Origin of the sequence: Pseudomonas sp. NPDC086581, assembly GCF_044746165.1 — a bacterium.
Taxonomy (GTDB): Bacteria; Pseudomonadota; Gammaproteobacteria; order Pseudomonadales; family Pseudomonadaceae; genus Pseudomonas.
In genome coordinates this window covers 80946-104711 of record NZ_JBIVBR010000015.1, presented here as the reverse complement: position 1 = coordinate 104711, position 23766 = coordinate 80946, and the positions used below count along the sequence as shown (strand labels likewise).

The following is a 23766-nucleotide window of genomic DNA, read 5'->3' as shown; positions in this document are numbered from 1 at the left end:
CAGACGATTGCTCGTCTGCCCTCCGGCACATCAGTAGCGGTAGGTGTCCGGCTTGAACGGGCCTTCCACGGTCACGCCGATGTACTCGGCCTGTTTCGGGGTCAGCTGGGTGACCACACCACCGAAGCCTTTCACCATTTCCAGGGCCACTTCTTCGTCGAGCTTCTTGGGCAGTACTTCGACGGTCAGACGTTCGGCTTTTTTCTCGGCGGAGAGGTCGGCGTACTTCTGCTCGAACAGGAAGATCTGCGCCAGCACCTGGTTGGCGAAGGAGCCGTCCATGATGCGGCTCGGGTGGCCGGTGGCGTTGCCCAGGTTCACCAGGCGGCCTTCGGCCAGCAGGATCAGGTAGTCATCGTTGGCCGGATCGAATTCGCCGGCGCCGGTGCGGTGGATCTTGTGCACCTGCGGCTTGACCTCTTCCCAGGCCCAGGTCTTGCGCATGAAGGCGGTGTCGATCTCGTTGTCGAAGTGACCGATGTTGCACACCACGGCGCGCTTCTTCAGCGCTTTGAGCATGCCGGCGTCGCAGACGTTGACGTTGCCGGTGGTGGTAACGATCAGGTCGATCTTGCCCAGCAGGGCGGCGTCAACGCTGGCTTCGGTGCCGTCGTTCAGGCCGTTCTTGTAGGGGGAGACCAGCTCGAAGCCGTCCATGCAGGCCTGCATGGCGCAGATCGGGTCGATTTCCGACACTTTGACGATCATGCCTTCCTGACGCAGGGACTGGGCGGAGCCCTTGCCCACGTCGCCGTAGCCGATCACCAGGGCCTGCTTGCCCGACAGCAGGTGGTCGGTGCCGCGCTTGATGGCGTCGTTCAGGCTGTGACGGCAGCCGTACTTGTTGTCGTTCTTGCTCTTGGTCACAGCGTCGTTGACGTTGATCGCCGGGACTTTCAGGGTGCCGGCCTTGAGCATGTCGAGCAGGCGGTGCACACCGGTGGTGGTCTCTTCGGTGACGCCGTGGATGCGCTCGAGCATCTGCGGGTATTTCTTGTGCAGGATTTCGGTCAGGTCACCGCCGTCGTCCAGCACCATGTTGGCGTCCCACGGCTGGCCATCCTTGAGAATGGTCTGCTCGATGCACCACTCGTACTCCTGCTCGGTCTCGCCTTTCCAGGCGAATACCGGGATGCCGGCGGCGGCGATGGCGGCAGCGGCCTGGTCCTGGGTGGAGAAGATGTTGCAGGACGACCAGCGCACTTCGGCGCCCAGCGCGGTCAGGGTCTCGATGAGTACCCCGGTCTGGATGGTCATGTGGATGCAGCCGAGGATCTTCGCGCCTTTCAGCGGCTGGCTGGCGGCGTACTTGCGGCGCAGGCCCATCAGAGCCGGCATTTCGGACTCGGCGATGATCAGCTCGCGGCGGCCCCAGGCGGCCAGGGAAATGTCGGCGACTTTGAAGTCGGTGAAACCGGCAGGCGTCATGACAGCGCTCATGCGTAACTCTCCATTCGTTGTCTGCGAATGGGCGCCGTTGATGCGTTTGGCGATCGGCGGATGCCGACCGTGACGCGCCCCATCCGAGCCTGACATGTCGAAGCGAATCGACCTGCTGCAGCGCCCCTCGGACAGGTGGCGGGAACAGCCGGACAGCGCCGGCCATTATTGAAGCTTGCGGATTATAGCCATGGCGCATGACAAGCCAAAGGCTTTTGGTCGCGTTCGCGCACTGGATCGCGGCCGGGATCCCCGTCGCGCCCGCGCCAGGGGCCGTGAAAACCCTGGCGCGGGCGTCGTGGCGGGGATCGTTGGGCGCCCGCGGGAGCGGGCACCGGCTGTCAGTTGGCTCAGATCACGCCGTCGTCGCGCAGCTTGCCGATGGCCGCCTGGTCCAGGCCCAGCACGCCTTCGAGGATTTCCTGGGTGTGCTGGCCGAGGGTCGGCGGGGCATTGCGGTATTCCACGGGGGTCTCGGACAGGCGGATCGGGCTGGCCACCTGCGGCACGCTGCCGGCCAGCGGGTGCGGCAGGTCCACGCGCAGGCCTCGGGCGATCACCTGCGGGTCGGCGAAGACCTGCGCCAGGTCGTTGATCGGGCCGCACGGCACGCTGGCCTGTTCCAGCACGGCGATCCACTCGGCGGTGGTGCGCATGACGGTGGCCTGGCGGATCAGCGGGATCAGCACCTCGCGGTGCGCCACGCGCGCCTGGTTGGTGGCGAAGCGTTCGTCGGTGGCCCATTCCGGGTGGCCCGCCACTTCGGCGAACTTGCGGAACTGGCCATCGTTGCCGACGGTGAGGATGAAGTCGCCATCGGCGGTGGGGAAGTCCTGGTACGGCACGATGTTCGGGTGCGCGTTGCCCAGGCGACGCGGCGGGTTACCGGTAGTCAGGTAGTTCAGGGTCTGGTTGGCCAGGCAGGCGACCTGCACGTCCAGCAGCGCCATGTCGATGTGCTGGCCGATACCGCTGACGTCGCGGTGGGCGAGGGCGGCGAGGATCGCGGTGGACGAGTACAGGCCGGTGAGGATGTCGGTCAGTGCGACGCCGACCTTCACCGGGCCGGCGCCTTCCTCGGCGTCGGAGCGGCCGGTCAGGCTCATCAGGCCGCCCAGACCCTGGATCATGAAGTCGTAGCCGGCGCGCTTGGCGTAGGGGCCGAACTGGCCGAAGCCGGTGATCGAGCAGTAGATCAGCTTCGGGTTGAGCGCTTTCAGCGACTCATAGTCCAGGCCATAGGACTTCAGGCCGCCGACCTTGAAGTTCTCCAGCACGATGTCGGCCTTGGCGGCGAGCTCGCGTACCAGGCGCTGGCCTTCGGGCTGGGTGAAGTCGATGGTCAGGGATTTCTTGTTGCGGTTCGCCGACAGGTAATACGCCGCTTCGCTGGTGTCGCGGCCATCGCTGTCCTTGAGGAACGGCGGGCCCCAGGCGCGGGTGTCGTCGCCGCTGCCGGGGCGCTCGATCTTGATCACTTCCGCGCCGAGGTCGGCGAGGATCTGTCCGGCCCAGGGGCCGGCGAGAACGCGGGAGAGGTCGAGGACACGGATGTGCGAAAGGGCGCCGGACATGCAATCACCTGCAACGTGAATAGGGGCGGGGAGGGCGCAGTGCGGGGACGCCACGGTCCTCCCCGGGGCCTCTCGGGCGAGAGGTAAACGGTCGCCAGCCCGGCCCTCGATGAGAGCCGGGCTGGAGTGAGGCGTTTAGAAGAACGCCTGGATGCCGGTCTGGGCGCGGCCGAGGATCAGCGCGTGGACGTCGTGGGTCCCTTCGTAGGTGTTCACCACTTCCAGATTGACCAGGTGGCGGGCGACGCCGAACTCATCGGAGATGCCGTTGCCGCCGAGCATGTCGCGGGCCAGACGGGCGATGTCCAGAGCCTTGCCGCAGCTGTTGCGCTTCATTATCGAGGTGATTTCGACGGCGGCGGTGCCTTCGTCCTTCATCCGGCCCAGGCGCAGGCAGCCTTGCAAGGCGAGGGCGATGTCGGTCTGCATGTCCGCCAGTTTCTTCTGGATCAGCTGGTTGGCGGCCAGCGGGCGGCCGAACTGCTTGCGGTCCAGGGTGTACTGGCGAGCGGTATGCCAGCAGGCTTCGGCGGCGCCCAGGGCGCCCCAGGAAATGCCGTAGCGGGCGGAGTTCAGGCAGGTGAACGGACCGCGCAGGCCGCGCACGTCCGGGAAGGCGTTCTCTTCCGGGCAGAACACGTTGTTCATCACGATCTCGCCGGTGATCGAGGCGCGCAGGCCGACCTTGCCGTGGATCGCCGGGGCGGACAGGCCTTCCCAGCCTTTCTCGAGGACGAAGCCGCGGATCTGGCCTTCGTCATCCTTGGCCCAGACCACGAAGACGTCGGCGATCGGGCTGTTGGTGATCCACATCTTGGCGCCGGTCAGGCGGTAGCCGCCGTCGACCTTCTTGGCGCGGGTGATCATCGAGCCCGGGTCGGAACCGTGGTCCGGTTCGGTCAGGCCGAAGCAGCCGATGTATTCGCCGCTGGCCAGTTTCGGCAGGTATTTCTGCTTGGTGGCTTCGTTGCCGAATTCGTTGATCGGCACCATCACCAGGGAGGACTGCACGCTCATCATCGAGCGGTAGCCGGAGTCGATGCGCTCGACTTCACGGGCGATCAGGCCGTAGCACACGTAGTTCAGGCCGCTGCCGCCGTACTGTTCGGGGATGGTCGCGCCGAGCAGGCCGGTTTCGCCCATCTCGCGGAAGATCGCCGGGTCCGTCTGCTCGTGGCGGAAGGCTTCCAGCACGCGCGGGGCCAGCTTGTCCTGGGCGAACTGCTGGGCGCTGTCGCGCACCATGCGCTCTTCTTCGGTGAGTTGCTGATCCAGCAGCAGCGGATCTTCCCAGTTGAAGCTTGCTTTGGTCGCCATGGAGAAACCTCGAACGCAGACAGTGAAAGACCCGCACAAGTCTAGGCGGGTTGGGTGTGGGTCATCCTAGTCAGCCGTCGGGAAGCCGGGCAACCGACTAATTCGCACGCTGTTGTGCTATTTTGTCACTCCGTAACTGCCGGGTTGCTGAGAAACTGTGGGCTTGAGCCTCTATTTCAGGTATTTCTGGCGAATCCTGCGCATCTCGATATTCCGAAGAGGCATTCGATGCGACGCAAGATCCCGACCACCGCGGCGCTGGTGGCCTTCGAATCCGCCGCTCGCCACGAGAGCTTCACCAAGGCTGCCGACGAACTGTCGCTGACCCAGAGCGCCATCTGTCGGCAGATCGCCACGCTGGAGGAATTCCTCGGCGTTGAGCTGTTCCGCCGCTCGCGGCGCGGCGTAAAGCTGACGGAGGCGGGGCTCAACTACAGCCGTCGCGTCGCCCAGCGCCTGGACGCTGTGGAGCGCGATACCCTGGCGGTGATGGGGCAGCAGGGCGGCGGCACGCTGGAGCTGGCGGTGGTGCCGACCTTCGCCACCCAGTGGCTGTTGCCGCGGCTGAAGGACTTCAAGCGCCTGCACCCGGAAGTCACGGTCAACCTGACCAACCGCACCCGGCCGTTCCTCTTCGCTGACACCGAGTTCGACGCCGCGCTGTATTTCGGCGATGGCGTGTGGTCCGGTACGGTCGCCAACTTCCTCATGCATGAGAACCCGGTGCCGGTGTGCAGCCCCGGGCTGCTGGGTGGGCAACGGGAGTTGTCCGCGGCGCAGATCGCCGAGCTGCCGCTGATGCAGCAGACCACCCGGCCCTACGCCTGGCGCCAGTGGTTCGGCTCGCTGGGGATGAGCGTGGCGCACGACATGAGCGGCACCCGCTACGAACTGTTCTCCATGCTCGCCCAGGCAGCGATGCACGGCATGGGCGTGGCGCTGATCCCGCCGATGCTGATCCAGCAGGAGCTGGCCGACGGCCGGCTGATCGTGCCGATGCAACATGCCTATTTGAGCGAAAATGCCTATTACCTGATGATTCCCGAACGCAAGGTGGAGTCGGCGACCCTAGGTGCGTTCCGCGACTGGCTGGTGGATGAGGCCGCCCGTTATCGCGCCGAAGCCGGCCTTGGCTGAGCCATGACAAGCAGACAGGCGCCGGCCGGGTCCAGACTTGCATAGCTGGCGGGGCTTTCCCCGTCATCGCGCTCACGAGGCGCAACCTCCCAAGAAGGAGCTTCCATGAATTTCCATACCCGCAAATGGGTCAAGCCTGAAGACCTCAACCCGAACGGCACCCTGTTCGGCGGCAGTCTTCTGAAGTGGATCGACGAAGAAGCGGCGATCTACGCCATCGTCCAGCTGGGCAACCAGCGCGTGGTCACCAAGTTCATCTCGGAGATCAACTTCGTCAGCTCCGCGCGCCAGGGCGACATCATCGAACTGGGCATCACCGCCACCGAGTTCGGCCGCACCTCGATTACCCTGAGCTGCGAAGTGCGCAACAAGATCACCCGCAAGAGCATCCTCACGGTCGACAAGATGGTCTTCGTCAACATCGGCCCGGACGGCCAGCCGGCGCCCCACGGTCGCACCGAGATCCTCTACATCAAGGACCAGTTCAAGGACGACGCCATTCCCCAGCCCTGATGGATGACTCGCCGAGGTGATTGCCAGCGTGCCCGGAGCCAAGCCGAACGGCGGCGAAAACCTTTGCATTTGCGCCGATTGAATGTGAGCCTGTGCCCGCCCACGGCGGGCATGGGCCGACGCACGCTCCCCGCCGATCCAGCAGCACGCATTCACCGGAATGTGCCTGCAAAACAATGACCGGGGAGAGACCATGCACACCACCTTCGCATCCGCGCTGCGCCAACTGGCAGTGGCCACCTGTGCCAGCCTTCTGCTGACTGGCGTCGCGCACGCCGCAGCGATCAAGGCCGACACCAAGCCCGAGGCCGGCACCTTCAAGATGGGCATGCAGCCCTGGCTGGGCTACGGCCAGTGGTATGTCGCCGAACAGGCGGGCGCCTTCAAGGCCAATGGCCTGGAGCAGGTCGAGCTGGTCAATTTCACCGAAGACAAAGACATGAACGCCGCCCTGGCCAGCGGCCAGATCGATGGCGGCAACCTCGCCACCCACACCGCCATGGCCATGGTCGCCGCCGGCCTGCCGGTGAAGATCGTCCTGCTGCTGGACCAGAGCACCAGCGCCGACGCGCTGATCGTCGACCCGTCGATCAAGACCCTGACCGACCTCAAGGGCAAGCAGGTCGCCTACGAAGAAGGCACCACCAGCGACATCCTCCTGCACAGCGCCCTGCGCAAGGCCGGCCTGACCATCGCCGACGTGCAGCCGGTGCCGATGCCCGCCGCCAACGCCGGCAGCGCGCTGATCGCCGGCCAGGTTCCGGCCGCCGTGACCTACGAGCCCTACTTGTCCGCCGCCAAGCAGCAGAACCCCAAGGTCAACCTGCTGTACAAGGGCTCGGATGATCCGGGCATCATCAGCGACGTGTTCGTGGTCCGCGACGAGGTCCTGAAGGAGCGTCCCGGCCAGGTGCTGGCGCTGATCAAGAGCTGGGAAGCAGGCCTCAAGCACTACAACGAGAAGGGCGCCGAAGGCCGCGCCGCCATCGCCAAGGGCGTGGGAGCCGACGAGTCCGAGCTGACCAGCGCCTTCGACGGCGTGCATTTCTACTCGGTGAAGGAAAACCAGGCTGAGCTGAAGGGCGCCTTCCAGAAGGGTTCGTTCGAGCACATCCAGAAGGCCGCCAGCGAAGCCGGCATCCTGCAGCAGCCGGTCACCCCGGCGCAGGCCATCGACGCGCGCTTCGTCGAGGCGCTCTGATCCTCTGATTCATTGATCTTCCGAGACACGGCGCGCGCCGGCCCTGAGCCGGCGCGCGTCTTTCTCCGTTCGACGAGCCCGACATGAAAGTCCGCAAATCCAACCCGCTGTTCACCATCGGCAAACCGATCGCGCAGCGCCACTTCCTGCTCATCGGCGGCGCCGTGTTCGTCCTGCTGGCACTGCTCTGGTGGCTGGCCGGCGCCAGCGGCGCGGTACCGAAGATCTTCCTGCCGGCGCCCGGCGACGTCTGGGCGCGCATGCTCAAGCTGGCCGCCGACGGCACCTTGTGGTCGGACCTGAAGGTCAGCGTGTACCGCATCGCCGTGGCCTTCCTGGTGTCTTCGGCGATGTCCATCGTGATCGGTGTGTTCGCCGGCTGCTACGGCTTCTGGAAAGCCGCCACCGAGCCGCTGGTGGACTTCGTGCGCTACATGCCGGTGGTCGCCTTCGTCCCGCTGACCATCCTCTGGGCCGGCACCAGCGACTTCCAGAAATTCCTCATCATCTGGATCGGCACCTTCTTCCAGCAGGTGCTGATGGTGATGGATGCCATCAAGCGCGTGCCGGCGGACTTCGTCGGCCTCGGCCGTACCCTCGGCATGCCGGACCGCCGCATCCTCCTGAGGATCGTCCTGCCCAGCGCCCTGCCGGGCATCTGGGACGCGCTGCGGATCAGCCTCGGCTGGGCCTGGACCTGGCTGGTGCTGGCCGAACTGGTGGCCGCCACCTCGGGCCTGGGCTACCGCATCACAGTGTCCCAGCGCTTCTTCCAGACCGACACCATCATCGGCTACATCCTTCTGCTGGGCTTCCTCGGGCTGGTCACCGACCAGGCCATGCGCGCCGGCGAGAAGGTCCTGTTCCGCTACAACCGGAGACGCAGCTGATGGCGACTTTGGAAATCTCCGGCCTGAACAAGAGCTTCGCGGTCGGCAAGGAACGCCGCGAGGTGCTGCGCAACATCGACCTGACCCTGGCGGACAACGAGTTCGTTTCCATCGTCGGCACCTCGGGCTGCGGCAAGAGCACGCTGCTGTCCATTGCTGCCGGCCTGGAGGAATTCGACAGCGGCAGCGTGAAGGTGGACGGCGTGCCGATCACCGGTCCCGGCCTGGACCGTGGCGTGGTGTTCCAGTCTTACACCCTGCTGCCCTGGCTCACTGCGCGGCAGAACGTCGAGTTCGCCCTCAAGGCGGCCGGCCTGTCCCGCGCGCAGTGCCGCGAGATCGCCGATGAGCACCTGGAACTGGTGAAGCTGACGAAGTTCGCCGAGGCCTATCCGAACGAACTGTCCGGCGGCATGAAGCAGCGCGTGGCGATTGCCCGTGCGCTGTCCTACCGGCCGAAGATCCTGCTGATGGACGAGCCCTTCGGCGCGCTGGATGCGATGACCCGCCACCAGATGCAGGAACTGCTCACGCGCATCTGGGAAACCCACCGGTTGACCGTGATGTTCGTCACCCATGACGTGGAGGAGGCGGTCTACCTCTCCGACCGCATCGTGGTGATGGGCCTGGGGCCGGGCCGGATCAAGGCCACCTTCGATGTGAAGCTCGGCCGCCCGCGCCACGAGGACATGGCTGCCAGCGCCGAGTTCATCGATCTGCAGCGCCAGGTGCTGCGCTCGATCCGCGAGGAAGAACAGGGCGTCGCCGCCCTGTAGTTCTCAGCGGTAGTTGCGCTTACCAGCGGCCGGAGGCCCCGCCACCGCCGCTGGAGCCACCACCGCCACGGAAGCCACCGCCACCGCCGCCACGCCCACCACCGCCACGGCTGATCGAGCTGATGATCATCAGTAGCAGTTGCAGTACGCCCGAGGTCAGCCACATCGGCGGCAGGAAGAAGATGTACAGCACTAGCGGGATCGAGAAGGAGCCGATCATCTGCTGCTGCAGGGCTTCGGGGTTGGCTTCGCTGAACAGCAGGACCGCCGAGGCCACGCCGCCGACCAGGGCGCTGCACAGCAGGTAGCGGCCCATGCTGCGCTGGCGCAACCACTGCACCGGGAACAGCAGGCACAGCAGCGGCACACCCACCAGCAGAGCGAGCAGGCCGAGCAGACGCGCAGGCGGGATTTCCTCGGCAGCGCCGGCGTTGCGGTTGGAGTAGGCGTCGCTGTAGCCCGTCACCGGCCCCGTCTGCGGCAGCTGATCCGCTGCGCCCGCATCGGGCTCGGCAGGGGCCGCCGCTGGCGGTTCTATCAGCGTTACCAGGCTGTCCACGCCGGCCTGGATGCCGCCGGCGAAGTCACCGCTCTTGAAGTGCGGGACTATGGTGTCGCGGATGATGCGCCCGGCCTGCACGTCGGTGATGGTGCCTTCCAGGCCGTAGCCGACTTCGATGCGCAGCGCGCGGTCATTCTTGGCGACTACCAGCAGCACGCCGTCGTCCACGCCCTTTCGGCCCAGCTTCCACTGTTCGAAGGCGCGGACCGCGTAGTCCTCGATGCTGTCCTCGCCGGTACTGGGGATCAGCAGTACGGCGATCTGCGCGCCCTTGCGCTGCTCCAGGCCGGCGAGCTGGCTTTCCAGCTGCGTGCGCTGGCCCGCGTCGAGGGTCTGGGTGAGATCGGTGACACGGGCGCTGAGCGGCGGGATGGCGACCGGCGCCGCCTGCAGCAGGCCCGCCCAGCACAGCAGCAGGGCGGCCAGCAGCCAGCGCGGCAGGGTCATTGCGCGGGCTGCGCCGGCGCGTTGCCGAAGTCCACTTTAGGCGCGGTGGAGATGGCGGCTTCGTTCTCGACGCTGAAGTTGGCCTTGGGCTGGTAGCCGAAGATCTTCGCGGTGATCACCTGCGGGAACTGGCGAATCATCACGTTGTATTCCTGCACCGACTTCACGTAGCGGCCGCGGGCGACGGTGATGCGGTTCTCGGTGCCTTCGAGCTGGGTCAACAGATCCTTGAACAGGCCGTCGGCCTTGAGCTGCGGGTAGTTCTCGGTGACCACCAGCAGGCGCGAGAGCGCCGAGCTGAGTTCGCCCTGGGCCTGCTGGAAACGCTTCACGGCAGCCTCGTCGCCGAGCTGGTCGGCGTTGAGCGTGGTGCTGCCGACCTTGGCACGGGCCTCGGTCACTTGGGTCAGCACGCTGGCTTCATGGGAGGCGTAGCCCTTCACGGTGCTGACCAGGTTGGGGATCAGGTCGGCGCGGCGCTGGTACTGGTTGAGCACTTCCGACCAGGCGGCCTTCACCTGTTCGTCGCCGGCCTGCATGGCGTTATAGCCGCAGCCGGAGAGCAGGGTGACCAGGATGTAGCCGGTAAGGAACTTGATCAAACGGGGCATGGCAGGCGCTCGTGCTGGCGAAAAGGCCCAGTCTAGGCCAGTTCCGGCTGACGAGTCAGATGGAAATGTCCGAATCAGCCGATGCTTGCCGGCCATGGGGTGGCTCGGGGTAGAATCGGCTTGGTCTATACCAGGAGTTCGTTTTCGTGCTCGCCACTACCCTGGTGCTGCTGGCCGCCCTGCTGCACGCTACCTGGAACACCCTCGTCAAATTCAGCAACGACCGCCTGCTGGTAGTCGCCTGCATGGATATGGTCGGCCTGACGGCCGGCCTGGCCCTGCTGCCCTGGATCGAGATTCCACCCGCCGAGGTCTGGCCTTGGCTATTGGCCGCCGTGTCGCTGCAACTGGTCTACCGGGTTCTACTGATCCAGGCCTACAAGGTCGGTGACCTGGGGCTGGTCTACCCGCTGATGCGCGGATTGTCTCCCCTGGTGGTGCTGGCGCTGACGCTGACCTTCGGCGGCGAGCACCTGACCGACAGGCAGATCCTCGGCATCCTGCTGATCCCGGTCGGCATGCTGTTCCTGCTCAAGGGTGGGGGCGGCTCGAAGCTGCCGTGGATCGCCTATCCCACCGTGCTGCTGATGGGCGTTTGCATCGGCAGCTACACCTGGACCGACGGCAACGCACTGAAGCTTTGGCCCAGACCGCTGGACTACCTGGTCTGGCTGTCGCTGCTGTCTGGCCTGCCGTTTCCGCTGGTGGCGCTGGTTGGGCGAACGCGGGCCTTCGCCAAGTTCTGGATCAACGACTGGAAGCTCGGCCTGAGCGTCGGTTTCTGCGTGCTGCTCAGCTACGGGCTGGTGCTCTGGGCCATGCAGATGGGCTCCATTGCCGAGGCCGCCGCGCTGCGCGAGACCAGCGTGCTGCTGGTGGTGCTGTTCGGCATGCGCTTCCTCAAGGAGCCCTTCGGCCTGCCGCGTCTGGCCGCGTGCAGCCTGGTGCTGGCGGGGATGTTGGTGATGAAGCTCTGAGGATTGGCCCCGGCTACGCCACGCGTCGCCAAGCCGGTCAAGGACGTGGTGTGGGGCGATGGCCTAAGCTGCGCGCTTTCCCCTCGACGAGACTTCCCCATGCCCATTGCCTTCTGGTGCGTCCTGATCGCGATCTTTCTGCCCTACGTCGGCACCAGCATCGCCAAGTTCACCGGCGGTGGCTTCGGCCCCCGGCAGAACCACGACCCGCGTACCTTCCTCGCCACCCTGGAGGGCTATCGCAAGCGCGCCAACGCCTTCCAGATGAACAGCTTCGAGGTGACCCCGGCCTTCGCCGCGGCGGTGATCATCGCCTACGTGGTGAACAACGCCGAGCCGGCCACCATCGACCGCCTGGCCATCGCTTGGGTCACCAGCCGCCTGCTCTACCTGATCTTCTATATCGCCGATCTGGCGCTGCTGCGCTCGCTGGTCTGGTTCCTCGGCATGGGCCTGATCATCGCAATCTTCGTCGTCTCGGCCTGATCCGTGCGCGCCTGAACGGCGGCTGAACGAAAGATGCACGGCTGCGGCGGATGGCCGCAGCTGCTTGGGCGTGGTCTGGAACATTCGGAAATCGGGGCGGATAATCCGGCGCTTCCGTGAATAGCCGTCCTACAAGAGTCCCCCATGAAGTTGAAGACCCTGCTCGTTCTGCTGCTCGCCGGCACGGCGCTCGCCGGCTGCCATCGCCAGGACCCCAACTCGCCGGAGTACAAGCGCCAGGCGGTGTTCAAGGAGATGCTCAAGACCAGCGAGGATATGGGCGGCATGTTGCGCGGACGCATCCCCTTCGATGCGGACAAGTTCCGCGCGAACTCGACCAAGCTCGGCGAGCTGGCCGACAAGCCCTGGCAGTATTTCCCCAGCACCCAGCCGCCGGCTGACCAGGTGGAAAGCGACGACACCCGCGCCAAGGCGGAAATCTGGCAGCGCCAGCTGGAGTTCCAGGCCGACGCCAAGACCTTCCAGCAGGCCGTCCGCGCGTTGGGCGAGAACACCCGCAATGCCGCGCCGACGCCTGAGGGCGTGCGCAAGGACTTTGCCGCGGTGGAAGACGCCTGCGAAGCCTGCCACAAGAAATTCCGCGCGCTCTAACGCCGTAGTCCTTTGTAGGAGCGAGCAGGCTCGCTCCTACAGTCAGCGTGACCCGCCAAATAGGGCTTTACTCCTCCAGCTCGCGCTTGGCCTGCTCCAGTTCGGCGCGGGCCTCGGCCAGCTTGTCCTTGCGCTTCTCGATCTTGTCCGCGTCGCCCTTGTTCATCGCCTTGCGCAGGTCCTTTTCGCGCTGGGCGACGTCCTTCTCCGCGTCCAGCACGTTCTGCTTGCGCTCCTGCGTAAGGCTGGCGTCGGTGCAGTAGGTCTTTACCTTCTCCAGGGCGGTCTGCAGGCCGGCGACGCGGTTGCCGTTGCCCTGGGCCTTGGCCTGCTCGAGCTGGGTTTCGATGGCGGCGCGCTTGGCGGCGCAGCCGGTCAGTGGCTGTTTGGCGGCCTCGGCGGCAAACAGCGGGCTTGCGCAGCCGAGGGCGAGAGCGGCGGCCATCAGGGCAGAGCTTCGGAACATTTTCGGAGTCCTTGGTTACCAAACACTATGACGTTGGAGTCAACGGCTAGAGTTTGCCATGGACGGTGCGGCGAGGGGCTGCCCCAGGACAATCGCCCTCGTTCGATTGCCAGGAGAAAGCCGGGACTCGCAAGGCCCGCCAGGCGGGCAAGGAGAGGCGGTATGCGGGTGGCGATGCGGATCGTGCAGGCACTCATCGCGCTGCTGGTGCTGGCGCTGCTGGTGGGCGGCTGGTGGTACGTGCCCGGTGAGCTGAAGCTGCAGCCGGTGCTGACCGGCAGCAGCGAGGATGCCTCGGTGCGCCAGGGCGAACGGCGCCGCAGCTATGTCCTCTACGTGCCGCAGAAACTGGCCGTGCGCCCGGCGCTGCTGGTGGTCCTGCACAGCTCGCAGAGCAACGGCGAGCGCATGCGCCGTGACAGCGGCTACCGCTTTGATGCCCTGGCTGATCGCGATGGTTTCCTGGTGCTCTATCCCGATGGTTTCGAAGGGCACTGGAACGACTGTCGACGAGTTGCTTCCTACAGCGCGCGACGCCTGAACATCGACGATGTCGGTTTCCTCTCGCAGATGATCGATAGCCTTCAGCGCGAGCGTGGCGTCGACCCCGAGCGGGTGTTCGTCACGGGGTACTCCAACGGCGGGCAGATGGCGTTGCGGCTGGCGGCCGAGGCGCCGGACAAGGTTGATGGCGTTGCCGCCGTGGCCGCCAGTCTGCCGGCCACTGACAACGACGCCTGCCATCCCGCCGAAAGGCCCAAGGCGGCGCTGTTGATGAACGGCACACGGGACCCCATCAATCCCTACGCGGGGGGCAGAGTCACGCTGTTCGGCTTCGGTGATCGCGGCAACGTGCTCTCCGCCGAGGAATCTGCCCTCGCGCTGGCGCGGCGAAACGGGCAGGGCGGCGAGCCGCAGGTGGACAAGCTGACCCAGCCGGGGCCGGTGTGGACGCAGCGGCAGCGCTGGGCCACCGGCGACGGGCCGCCCGTGGAGCTGGTGACGGTGTTCGGCGGCGGGCACCTGATTTCGCAGCCGCTGTACCGGCCGCCGCGCCTGCTTGGCCAGGTCGACCCGCAGTTGGACGGGCCGGCCGAGATCTGGCGCTTCTTCAGCGAGCTGGCGCCTGCCGAGCCGCCACGCATTGAGCCGCCGTTCTAGAGTTCGATCACCCGACAGGGATCGAAGCCGCTGTCCTCGCCGGGGTAGGCGCCGGGGTTGGCGATGATCCGACCCTGGCCGACCTGATAGTCCAGGCACTCATGCACGTGCCCGTGAATCCACAGGTCGCAGCGTTCGACCAGGCCTTCCAGGTTTGAGGCGAAGGCGGGCGACAGGGCGTCGCCGACGTAGTGTGAGGGAATGGAGCGAGCGCTGGGCGCGTGGTGCGTCACCACCACGGTCTGGCCGGCGAAGGGTTGATCCAGCTCTGCCGCCAGCCACTCGCAGCTGGCGCCGCAGAGTTCGCGGCTCATCTGCGGTGTAAAGGGCTGGGCGAAGTAATCCACCGTAGTGAAATCGGGCATCAGCAATTGCGCCTGCTCGCAGGCCAGTTCCGACGCGTGTTCGCCGTAGAGCTGGAAGTCCGTCCACAGGGTGGTGCCGAGGAAACGCACGCCGCCGAGGATCACCGCATCCTTCTCGAGGAAGCGGATATCCAGCACCTGTGCCAGGTTGCGCATGGACTGCGTCAGTTCGGGCAGGTCGGAATTGTAGAACTCGTGGTTGCCGGCGACGTAGATGATTTCACTGTCCGGGAACTCTTCGCGCGCCCAGTGCAGGCCTTGCAGGTGCTCGTGAATGTCGCCGGCCAGCACAACGACATCCGCGGATGCCCGCGGTAGTTCGCGGCGGCCGTTGGGAAAGTGTTCGTGGTGGAGGTCAGATAGGACTCGCAGACGCATGGCATGTCATTGGTCTAAGGAGGATGTTCCGAGCATAACGAAGGACAATGCTTTTGACATAAATCATGGCATCGCCGTTGCCCGCCTAAAGACCTTTCGAAATTAAGGGATAATTCAGAAGGTTCCTTCAGCTTCCGCTTGGGTTCGCTGCTTTGGCGCCCCAAGGAGGACTCATGAAACTTATCTGGATCGTACTTCTGGCCGTCGCGGCCACCTTTGGCCTGGCGCTGTTCGTCGACCCGCCGGCAACCCTGGACATCTGGGTTCTGCGCAAGCAGGCGATACTCTTTACCGGCGTCGCATCCTTCGCGCTGATGTCACTGATCATGCTGCTGGCGGTGCGCCCGGTCTGGCTGGAAAAGCCGCTGGACGGCCTCGACCGCATGTACCGCGCGCACAAGTGGGCGGGCATCCTGGCCATCGTGCTGGGCCTGTTGCACTACCTGATGGAACTGGGCGGGCCGCTGCTTGCCGAGTTCATCGCCAAGCCGGCCAAGGGGCCTCGGGTGGAAACCTTCCTCGACGAGTTCCGTGGCTCGGCCAAGGAGTTGGGCGAGTGGTCCGCCTGGCTGCTGGCGGCGATGCTGGTCATCACCCTCTGGCAGCGCTTCCCTTACCACCTGTGGCGCTACGTCCACAAAACCCTCGCGGTGGTTTACCTGGTGCTCGCCTTCCATGGCGTGGTGCTGGCGCCAGCCGGCTACTGGGCTCAGCCGGTGGGCTGGCTGGTGGCCCTCTGTGCAGTGGTGGGCAGCCTCTGCGCGCTCTGGGCGCTGACCGGGCAGATCGGCCGCCGGCGCACCCATGAAGGCGTCGTCGTAGCGATCGAGCGCCCCGGCGAGCGCATGCTGGACGTGACGTGCAAGCTGCAGGGCCGCTGGCAGCACCGTGCCGGGCAGTTCGCCTTCCTCACCTGTGATCGCCTGGAGGGGCAGCATCCCTTCACCCTCTCCAGCGGCGATCAGGGCAACGGCGAGGTGCGCTTCAGCATCAAGGCGCTCGGCGACTACACGCAGCGTCTTCAGGATGCCCTGAAGGTCGGTGATCCGGTGAAGGTGGAAGGCCCCTACGGCCGCTTCGACTTCCGCCGCGACAAGGGCGAGCGGCAAGTGTGGATCGCCGGTGGTATCGGCATCACGCCATTCCTGGCCTGGCTCGAGTCGCTCCAGGCGCGGCCGGAGGACTGCCCGGAAGTGAGGCTGCTGTATTGCGTGCGCTCGCCCTCCGATGCCATCTACGCGGGCCGGCTGCGTGAGTTGTGCGCGAAGTTGCCGCGCATCGATCTGCGCGTGCATTACAGCGAAAGCGAGGGTTACCTGCAGGCGGCGGACCTTGGCCTGCAGCCCGGAGCGCAGGGGCGCTGGCCGAGCGTCTGGTTCTGCGGTCCGCAGGCGCTTGCCGAACTGCTGCGCCGCGACCTGCGCCGCCAAGGCATGCCGGGCAGCCGCTTCCATCAGGAAGCCTTCCAGATGCGCTGAGGCGCTCAGAAGCCGGCGACACCGAGGTCGTGCAACCGCTCGCGTAGTTGCACGACTTCCGGCGCCTTGAAGAAGGCTTCCAATTGCGCCGCGCGGATCTTGCCGACGCCCGGTTGCTCCTGCCATTGCGGCGCGCTGCGGGCGGCCAGTGCGGACCAGTCCTCTCCCGCCGGATGGGCGCTCGGGGAGGGAGCACCGAGAGCGCGCAACCAGACAACCAACGAGCGCTGGCGAGCCAGTTGGAACTGCTGGTGCAGGCTAGCGGCGCTGCGCTCGCCCAGGCCGGGCACCTGGCTCAGTTGTTCCGGGGTCAGCGTCATCCAGTCGAGCAGTCCCGACAGCAGGCCGGCTTCGTGCAAGCGCCGCCAGGTGCCCGGACCGACGCCCGATAGTCCCAGACCGTTCTTGCTGCTCAGCCATTGCAGGCGGGCGAGAAACTGTTCCGCGCAGCCCTCGGTGGGCTGCCAGCAGGAGAGGGCGTTGAACTGTTCGTCCGCCGGCACAACCATCTCGGGGCGAATTGGCGAGCGCCAGACCACGCCGTCCAGGCGAGGGATGGTCAGTCCGGCGAGGGCGACGGCGACCTGATCGCCGGGGCGGATGTCGAGACTGCGCCAGCGCTTGAGCGAGCCGGCGCCGACGCGCTGGATGGTCCGTCCATCCAGCTCCACCGGGGCGAGATGCAGCACTGGTGTAACCCGCCCGCTGCGGCCGACCTTGAACTCCACGCGCCTCACTTCGGCCAGTGCCTGTTGATGGGCGTACTTCCAGGCCACTGCCCAGCCAGGTGCCTGTGCGCTCCAGGCCTTGCCCGGTGGCCGGCGGCCCTGGCGGATGACGATGCCGTCGCTGGCAAACGGTAGGGGCTGGCGATACCAGCGTTCGCGCCAGGCTTCGATTTCGGGTCGCCCCGCCACCGCCTTGGTCAGCTCGGCGCTGTCGCCGAATCCCAGTTGGCGCAGGCGTGCCAGGCGCTCGGCCATCTCCAGCGGTCCGTCTGGCAATTCCCAGATGAACAGGCCGATCTGCGTGCCCTCATCGCCAAGCTCCTTGCGCGCCATCAGTCCGGCGACCTTGCCGCGTGCACCCGCTCCGCCCTTCAGCGCCTGCACATGCTGTGGCAGGCGCCAGTAAAGCTCGCCTTGCAGGACCAGCGTATCGCGTGTGTCGGGTAGTTCCTTGGGGATTGCGGCGATCCGTTGTGCATTGGCGGTCCAGTCCTGCCCGCGTGTACCGTCGCCGCGGCTGATCGCCCGGGTAAACCGGCCGTTGCGGTAGATCAGCGTGACCGCCACGCCGTCGACCTTGGGCTGCACCCAGAGATCGCTGCGATTGGCCAGCCAGGTATCTACGGCCGAGGCGTCGGGAAGTTTGTCGAGGCCGGTGTGGACGAAGGGGTGCCGAACCTCCCCAGTGCTATTGGCCAGCGGTGATTCGGGGGCGGAAACGACCTGCGGGAAACACGCCTGCCATTGACGCAGGCGCTCGCGGGCCTGGTCGTAAAGTTCGTCGGCGACCGGTGATTGGCCGTCACGATGGTAGGCGTTATCCCACTGTTCCAGTTGTATGCGGAGCGCGTCGACCTGACGGAGGACCTGCTCGGCCGGCCAGTCGGGACAAGCGTTGGCGACGAGGGGAAGGCTCAGCAGGAAAACTAGGGCGAGGCGAGGCATGGCGAGCGTCCGGATGGCGGAAACCCGCAAGGCTAGGACCGGAAAGCAGCGCTCGATGCCGAGAAGGACATGGATTTTTCGCGAGGTTTTGTGGGAGAACAGAAACGAAAAAGCCCCGCCGAGGCGGGGCTTTTCCTGCTGCCGGGTCTTACACGCCGGCGGCGTCACGCAGGGCGGCAGCCTTGTCGGTGCGCTCCCAGGTGAAGGCGGTGAAGGTGTCGTCACCGTAGGTCATCTCGAACGGGTTGCGACCGAAGTGGCCGTAAGCCGCGGTCGGCTGGTACATCGGGTGCAGCAGGTCGAGCATCTTGGTGATCGCGTACGGACGCAGGTCGAAGTGCTCGCGGACCAGTTGGATGATCTTGTCATCGCTGATCTTGCCGGTGCCGAAGGTGTTGATCGAGATGGAGGTCGGCTGGGCCACGCCGATGGCGTAGGACACCTGGATTTCGCAGCGCTCGGCCAGGCCGGCGGCAACGATGTTCTTGGCCACGTAGCGGCCGGCGTAGGCCGCGGAACGGTCGACCTTGGACGGGTCCTTGCCGGAGAACGCGCCGCCGCCGTGACGGGCCATGCCGCCGTAGGAGTCGACGATGATCTTGCGACCGGTCAGGCCGCAGTCGCCCACCGGGCCGCCGATCACGAAGTTGCCGGTCGGGTTGATGTGGAACTGGGTGTCCTTGTGCAGCAGTTCAGCCGGCAGCACCTGCTTGATGATCAGCTCCATCACGCCTTCGCGCAGGTCCTTGTAGCTGACTTCCGGGTTGTGCTGGGTGGACAGGACGATGGCGTCGATGCCGACCACCTTGCCGTTCTCGTAGCGGCAGGTGACCTGAGACTTGGCGTCCGGGCGCAGCCACGGCAGCAGGCCGGATTTGCGGGCCTCGGCCTGGCGCTCCACCAGACGGTGGGAGAAGCAGATCGGCGCGGGCATCAGTACGTCGGTTTCGTTGCTGGCGTAGCCGAACATCAGGCCCTGGTCGCCAGCGCCCTGGTCTTCCGGCTTGGCGCGGTCGACGCCCTGGTTGATGTCCACCGACTGCTTGCCGATGATGTTCAGCACGCCGCAGGTGGCGCCGTCGAAGCCGACGTCGGAGCTGTTGTAGCCGATGTCGATGATGACCTTGCGCACCAGGTCTTCCAGGTCGACCCAGGCAGAAGTGGTGACTTCACCGGCGATGATCGCGACACCGGTCTTCACCAGGGTTTCGCAGGCCACGCGGGCGTATTTGTCCTTGGCGATGATGGCGTCGAGCACGGCATCGGAAATCTGGTCCGCGATCTTGTCCGGATGGCCTTCGGAGACGGATTCGGAGGTGAAAACAGAGTATTCGCTCATCTAACGGTTCCTATCATTTACCGGTGGGTGAGGACGCTTCGCGAATCCGGTTTGGCGAAGTGCCGTACCTGGATCTGAAAGCCATTGCGTAAACCGATGTACACACTTTCGCCGGACGCGAGCCCGGCGGCGTCGGCCCAGCGGGCCAGGTCTTCCTGTTCGAACCCCAGCCAGAGATCACCACAGGCCTCGCGCGCCCAGCTCTGGTCGTGGTTGCAGAGTTCGGTCACCAGCAGGCTGCCACCGGGTTTCACCAGGTGGGCCAACTGCTTCACGGCCTCTGCCGGTGCGGCGAAATGGTGCAGCACCATGTTCAGCACCACGCAGTCCGCCGCGTCGTCGACGTCCTGCAAGGCATCGCCCAGCCGCAGCCGGACGTTGTTCAAACCTGCGCTGGCGCAACGTTGCCGCGCCATCTCGAGCATGGTCTCGCTGTTGTCCAGCGCCGTGACCTGATCGAAACGCCGGGCCAGCTCGGGGAGGAATCCACCGTCGCCGGGGCCGACTTCCAGCGCCGTAGCGCCAGGGGCGAAGCTCAAGGCATCGAGCACCGCCAGCACGCTTTCGCGGTATTGCGGCAGTCCTGCGATCAGGTCCTGGGTCGCCTGGAACTTCTCCGCGCTGCGGGCGAAAAAGTCGCGGCTGACGGCGGCACGCTGGGCATGTACGCCATCGATGCGGGCGCTGACGTCGTCGGCCAGCGCCAGTTCGTCCACTTCTTCGAGCAGCGCACCGTGCAGCGTGCCACCCAGGCTTTCGCCTTGGGGCAGGGCGCGGCGATAGAAGATCGCGTTGCCTTCGCGGCGCGTGGCGACCAGGCCGGCCTGGGCCAACACCTTCAGGTGGTGGCTCATGCCCGACTGGCGGACACCGAAGATATGCGCCAGCTCCAGGACTCCGAACGAATCGTTGGCCAGCACCCGCAGCACGTTCAGCCGCAGCGGATCGCCGCCGGCCTTGCACAGGGCAGCCAGTTGATCGCAATCGTCGTGGCGTATTTCGGGCAGGCGCAGACTCATAGGTCGCGCAGTCTAGTCGCGGCTTTCAGGGTGGGCAATAGCTGTATCAAAAAGTTTTGATATTGGCTGATGAGTGGTTTTTGACCAGTTGCACCCCCCAAGCGCGTGCCTTGCATCAGGCATCTGCCGATCTGTCATTGCCCCGCGGGGCCCGGCTGGGCGAAAATACCGGCCTTTTTTCATTCCCTTCGATCTTTCGAAGCAGCCCCCGCAGGAGATTAGCGATGCCCAGCCGTCGTGAGCGAGCCAACGCCATCCGCGCACTGAGCATGGATGCCGTGCAGAAAGCCAACAGCGGCCATCCCGGCGCCCCCATGGGCATGGCGGATATCGCCGAGGTGCTTTGGCGCGACTACCTCAAGCACAACCCGAGCAACCCGCAATGGGCCGACCGTGACCGCTTCGTGCTGTCCAACGGCCACGGCTCGATGCTGATCTACTCGCTGCTGCACCTCACCGGTTACGACGTCACCGTCGATGACCTGAAGAACTTCCGTCAGATGCACTCGCGCACCCCGGGCCACCCGGAGTACGGCTACACCGCCGGCGTCGAGACCACCACCGGCCCGCTGGGCCAGGGTATCGCCAATGCCGTGGGCATGGCGCTGGCCGAAAAGGTGCTGGCTGCCCAGTTCAACCGCGACGGCCACAGCATCGTCGACCACTACACCTACGCCTTCCTGGGCGACGGCTGCATGATGGAGGGCATCTCCCATGAAGTCGCCTCGCTGGCTGGCACCCTTCGCCTGAACAAGCTGGTCGCTTTCTACGACGACAACGGCATCTCCATCGACGGCGAAGTCCACGGCTGGTTCACCGATGACACCCCCAAGCGCTTCGAAGCCTACGGTTGGCAGGTGATCCGCAACGTCGACGGCCATGACGCCGACGAGATCAAGACCGCCATCGAGACCGCCCGCAAGAGCGACGTGCCGACTCTGATCTGCTGCAAGACCATCATCGGCTTCGGCTCGCCCAACAAACAGGGCAAGGAAGAAAGCCACGGCGCCGCCCTGGGCGTCGACGAAGTAGCCGCCACCCGCGCCGCGCTGGGCTGGAACCACGCGCCGTTCGAAGTCCCGGCGGACATCTACGCCGAGTGGAGCGCCAAGGACATCGGCGCCACCCGTGAAGCCGAGTGGAACAAGCGTTTCGCCGCCTACCAGGCTGCGCACCCGGAACTGGCCGCCGAGTTCGAGCGCCGTGTTGCCGGTGAACTGCCAGCGGACTTCGCCGAGAAGGCCGCCGCCTACGTCGCCGATGTCGCCCTGAAGGGCGAGACCATCGCCAGCCGCAAGGCCAGCCAGAACGCCCTGAACGCCTTCGGCCCGCTGCTGCCGGAACTGCTGGGCGGCTCCGCCGACCTTGCCGGTTCCAACCTGACCCTGTGGAAGGGCTGCAAGGGGGTGACCGCCGACGATGCCAACGGCAACTACATGTTCTACGGCGTACGCGAGTTCGGCATGAGCGCCATCATGAACGGCGTGGCCCTGCACGGCGGCTTCATCCCCTACGGCGCGACCTTCCTGATCTTCATGGAGTACGCCCGTAACGCGGTGCGCATGTCCGCCCTGATGAAGCAGCGCGTGCTCTACGTGTTCACCCATGACTCCATCGGTCTGGGCGAAGACGGCCCGACCCACCAGCCGATCGAGCAACTGGCCAGCCTGCGCCTGACCCCGAACCTGGACACCTGGCGCCCGGCCGACGCCGTGGAATCCGCAGTGGCCTGGAAGTACGCCATCGAGCGTGCTGATGGTCCGTCCGCGCTGATCTTCAGCCGCCAGAACCTGCCGCACCAGCCGCGCGACGCCGCCCAGCTGGCCGACGTGGCCCGTGGCGCCTACGTGCTGAAGGACTGCGACGGCGAGCCGGAACTGATCCTGATCGCCACCGGCTCCGAAGTCGGCCTGGCCGTCCAGGCGTTCGACAAGCTCAGCGCCGAAGGCCGCAAGGTGCGCGTGGTTTCCATGCCGTCCACCAGCGTCTTCGACCAGCAGGACGCCGGCTTCAAGCAGGCCGTGCTGCCGGTGCAGGTCGGCGCGCGCATCGCCATCGAAGCCGCCCACGCCGACTACTGGTACAAGTACGTCGGCCTGGAAGGCCGCGTCATCGGCATGACCACCTTCGGTGAATCGGCCCCGGCCCCGGCGCTGTTCGAGCACTTCGGCTTCACCGTCGAGAACGTGCTGGAAGTCGCCGCCGAGCTGCTTGAAGCCTGACGAGCGCCCGAACCTGCCGGGGCACCAAGCCCCGGCAGCGATCACCAAGGGATAACAATGTCCAAGCGCCCTTACCGAGTTGCCCTCAACGGCTACGGCCGTATCGGCCGCTGCGTGTTCCGTGCCCTGCACGAACGCGGCGCCAAGGCTGATTTCTCCATCGTCGCGCTGAACGACCTGGCGGACTTGGCCAGCCTGGAATACCTGACCCGCTTCGACTCCACCCACGGCCGCTTCCCCGGCGAGGTGAGTGTGGCCGACGGCTGCCTGCACGTGGGCGGCGACTGCGTGAAGGTGTTCCGCGAAGCCGAACCCGAGGCCATCGACTGGCGCGCCCTGGACATCGATCTGGTGCTGGAATGCTCCGGCGTCTACAACACCCGCGCCGACGGCGAGCGCTTCCTCGGTGCAGGCGCGCCGCGGGTGCTGTTTTCGCAGCCGATGGCCAGCGAGGCGGACATCGACGCCACCGTGGTCTTCGGCATCAACCAGCAAGGCCTTTCCGGCGCTGAGATGTTGGTATCCAACGCCTCCTGCACCACCAACTGCAGCGTGCCGCTGCTCAAGCTGCTGAACGAGGCCGTGGGCATCGAGTACGTCTCGATCACCACCATCCACTCGGCGATGAACGACCAGCCGGTGATCGACGCCTACCACCACGAAGACCTGCGCCGCACGCGCTCGGCCTTCCAGTCGGTGATCCCGGTGTCCACGGGGCTGGCGCGGGGCATCGAGCGCCTGCTGCCGGAACTCGCCGGGCGAATCCAGGCCAAAGCCATTCGGGTGCCGACGGTGAACGTCTCGGCCCTGGACATCACGCTGCAGGTCTCCCGCGATACATCCGCCGAGGAGATCAACCGCGTGCTGCGCCAGGCCGCCACCGAAGGCCCGCTGAAAGGCCTGCTGGCGTATACCGAGTTGCCCCACGCCAGCTGCGATTTCAATCACGACCCGCATTCGGCCATCGTCGATGGCAGCCAGACCCGCGTTTCCGGCCCCCGCCTGGTGAACGTGCTGGCCTGGTTCGACAACGAGTGGGGGTTCGCCAACCGCATGCTCGACACCGCAGGGCACTTCCTGCGGGTCGCCGCTACCGAACGTTAATCAAACAGCCCCAACAGG

General features: G+C 65.8%; 22 protein-coding genes and 1 riboswitch. Of the genes, 12 read left to right on the top strand and 10 right to left on the bottom strand.

Annotated elements, in window-relative coordinates; all coding sequences use genetic code 11:
• Positions 1–30: 30 nt before the first annotated feature.
• The 3 genes from ahcY to ACIPK7_RS26025 form a co-directional block, all read right to left on the bottom strand.
• Complete coding sequence (gene ahcY / locus ACIPK7_RS26035) at positions 31–1440, bottom strand: adenosylhomocysteinase (protein WP_192435915.1); 1410 nt, start codon at positions 1438–1440, stop codon at positions 31–33.
• A gap of 22 nt (positions 1441–1462) precedes the next feature.
• A riboswitch (S-adenosyl-L-homocysteine riboswitch) is annotated at positions 1463–1575 on the bottom strand.
• Positions 1576–1790: 215 nt separating this feature from the next.
• The gene (locus ACIPK7_RS26030) at positions 1791–3014 is read right to left on the bottom strand and encodes a CaiB/BaiF CoA-transferase family protein (RefSeq protein ID WP_192435916.1); all 1224 of its coding nucleotides are present in this window, start codon (positions 3012–3014) and stop codon (positions 1791–1793) included.
• A 135-nt stretch (positions 3015–3149) separates the two neighbouring features.
• Positions 3150–4331 carry an acyl-CoA dehydrogenase gene (locus ACIPK7_RS26025; RefSeq protein ID WP_192435917.1) on the bottom strand — a complete coding sequence of 394 codons (1182 nt, stop codon included), beginning with the start codon at positions 4329–4331 and terminating at the stop codon, positions 3150–3152.
• A 228-nt stretch (positions 4332–4559) separates the two neighbouring features.
• On the opposite strand from ACIPK7_RS26025, the gene gcvA reads away from it, so the two are divergent.
• From gcvA to ACIPK7_RS26000, 5 genes are all read left to right on the top strand, one after another.
• A complete protein-coding gene (gcvA, locus tag ACIPK7_RS26020; protein ID WP_401091093.1) occupies positions 4560–5468 on the top strand; it encodes a transcriptional regulator GcvA in 909 nt (302 codons plus the stop codon).
• Positions 5469–5573: 105 nt separating this feature from the next.
• The gene (locus tag ACIPK7_RS26015) at positions 5574–5981 is read left to right on the top strand and encodes an acyl-CoA thioesterase (protein WP_138213907.1); all 408 of its coding nucleotides are present in this window, start codon (positions 5574–5576) and stop codon (positions 5979–5981) included.
• 193 nt (positions 5982–6174) lie between these two features.
• Positions 6175–7182 (top strand): ABC transporter substrate-binding protein, encoded by a 1008-nt coding sequence (locus ACIPK7_RS26010; RefSeq protein WP_192402769.1) that lies wholly within the window; start codon positions 6175–6177, stop codon positions 7180–7182.
• Positions 7183–7265: 83 nt separating this feature from the next.
• Positions 7266–8072 (top strand): ABC transporter permease, encoded by an 807-nt coding sequence (locus ACIPK7_RS26005; protein ID WP_401091090.1) that lies wholly within the window; start codon positions 7266–7268, stop codon positions 8070–8072.
• Positions 8072–8848, top strand: coding sequence for an ABC transporter ATP-binding protein (locus ACIPK7_RS26000; RefSeq protein WP_401091088.1), 777 nt, complete (start codon positions 8072–8074; stop codon positions 8846–8848). The genes ACIPK7_RS26005 and ACIPK7_RS26000 overlap by 1 nt, the downstream gene beginning before the upstream one ends.
• A 19-nt stretch (positions 8849–8867) precedes the next feature.
• Here ACIPK7_RS26000 and ACIPK7_RS25995 read toward each other — a convergent pair whose 3' ends face one another.
• Both ACIPK7_RS25995 and ACIPK7_RS25990 read right to left on the bottom strand, forming a co-directional pair.
• On the bottom strand, positions 8868–9857 hold the full coding sequence (locus ACIPK7_RS25995) for a TPM domain-containing protein (protein WP_401091086.1): 990 nt from the start codon (positions 9855–9857) through the stop codon (positions 8868–8870).
• The gene (locus ACIPK7_RS25990) at positions 9854–10468 is read right to left on the bottom strand and encodes a LemA family protein (protein ID WP_192435924.1); all 615 of its coding nucleotides are present in this window, start codon (positions 10466–10468) and stop codon (positions 9854–9856) included. Before ACIPK7_RS25990 ends, ACIPK7_RS25995 begins: the two co-directional genes overlap by 4 nt.
• A 146-nt stretch (positions 10469–10614) precedes the next feature.
• On the opposite strand from ACIPK7_RS25990, the gene ACIPK7_RS25985 reads away from it, so the two are divergent.
• The 3 genes from ACIPK7_RS25985 to ACIPK7_RS25975 all read left to right on the top strand — a co-directional run bounded on the left by ACIPK7_RS25985 (position 10615) and on the right by ACIPK7_RS25975 (position 12543).
• The gene (locus ACIPK7_RS25985) at positions 10615–11445 is read left to right on the top strand and encodes an EamA family transporter (protein ID WP_401091084.1); all 831 of its coding nucleotides are present in this window, start codon (positions 10615–10617) and stop codon (positions 11443–11445) included.
• Between the two features lie 99 nt (positions 11446–11544).
• Complete coding sequence (locus tag ACIPK7_RS25980; RefSeq protein ID WP_259757786.1) at positions 11545–11931, top strand: MAPEG family protein; 387 nt, start codon at positions 11545–11547, stop codon at positions 11929–11931.
• 144 nt (positions 11932–12075) lie between these two features.
• A complete protein-coding gene (locus tag ACIPK7_RS25975) occupies positions 12076–12543 on the top strand; it encodes a c-type cytochrome (RefSeq protein ID WP_401091082.1) in 468 nt (155 codons plus the stop codon).
• Positions 12544–12610: 67 nt separating this feature from the next.
• Here ACIPK7_RS25975 and ACIPK7_RS25970 read toward each other — a convergent pair whose 3' ends face one another.
• Positions 12611–13009 carry a DUF1090 domain-containing protein gene (locus ACIPK7_RS25970; RefSeq protein ID WP_192435928.1) on the bottom strand — a complete coding sequence of 133 codons (399 nt, stop codon included), beginning with the start codon at positions 13007–13009 and terminating at the stop codon, positions 12611–12613.
• Positions 13010–13171: 162 nt separating this feature from the next.
• On the opposite strand from ACIPK7_RS25970, the gene ACIPK7_RS25965 reads away from it, so the two are divergent.
• Entirely contained in the window at positions 13172–14170 is a 999-nt protein-coding gene (locus ACIPK7_RS25965; RefSeq protein ID WP_401091080.1) for an alpha/beta hydrolase family esterase, read from the top strand.
• Here ACIPK7_RS25965 and ACIPK7_RS25960 read toward each other — a convergent pair.
• A complete protein-coding gene (locus ACIPK7_RS25960; protein ID WP_401091078.1) occupies positions 14167–14913 on the bottom strand; it encodes a metallophosphoesterase family protein in 747 nt (248 codons plus the stop codon). The genes ACIPK7_RS25965 and ACIPK7_RS25960 overlap by 4 nt on opposite strands.
• Positions 14914–15086: 173 nt before the next feature.
• On the opposite strand from ACIPK7_RS25960, the gene ACIPK7_RS25955 reads away from it, so the two are divergent.
• Positions 15087–16391 carry a ferric reductase-like transmembrane domain-containing protein gene (locus tag ACIPK7_RS25955; protein ID WP_401091076.1) on the top strand — a complete coding sequence of 435 codons (1305 nt, stop codon included), beginning with the start codon at positions 15087–15089 and terminating at the stop codon, positions 16389–16391.
• Positions 16392–16396: 5 nt separating this feature from the next.
• On the opposite strand, the gene ligB is transcribed toward ACIPK7_RS25955, so the two are convergent.
• The 3 genes from ligB to ACIPK7_RS25940 form a co-directional block, all read right to left on the bottom strand.
• The gene (ligB, locus tag ACIPK7_RS25950; RefSeq protein WP_401091074.1) at positions 16397–18064 is read right to left on the bottom strand and encodes an NAD-dependent DNA ligase LigB; all 1668 of its coding nucleotides are present in this window, start codon (positions 18062–18064) and stop codon (positions 16397–16399) included.
• Between the two features lie 148 nt (positions 18065–18212).
• Complete coding sequence (gene metK / locus ACIPK7_RS25945; protein WP_192435933.1) at positions 18213–19403, bottom strand: methionine adenosyltransferase; 1191 nt, start codon at positions 19401–19403, stop codon at positions 18213–18215.
• Positions 19404–19420: 17 nt separating this feature from the next.
• Complete coding sequence (locus tag ACIPK7_RS25940) at positions 19421–20422, bottom strand: metalloregulator ArsR/SmtB family transcription factor (RefSeq protein ID WP_192435934.1); 1002 nt, start codon at positions 20420–20422, stop codon at positions 19421–19423.
• A 224-nt stretch (positions 20423–20646) separates the two neighbouring features.
• Between ACIPK7_RS25940 and tkt the strand changes: the two genes are divergently transcribed.
• Positions 20647–22644 (top strand): transketolase, encoded by a 1998-nt coding sequence (gene tkt, locus ACIPK7_RS25935; RefSeq protein ID WP_401091071.1) that lies wholly within the window; start codon positions 20647–20649, stop codon positions 22642–22644.
• 57 nt (positions 22645–22701) lie between these two features.
• Entirely contained in the window at positions 22702–23748 is a 1047-nt protein-coding gene (epd, locus tag ACIPK7_RS25930) for an erythrose-4-phosphate dehydrogenase (RefSeq protein ID WP_192293181.1), read from the top strand.
• Positions 23749–23766 lie beyond the last annotated feature (18 nt).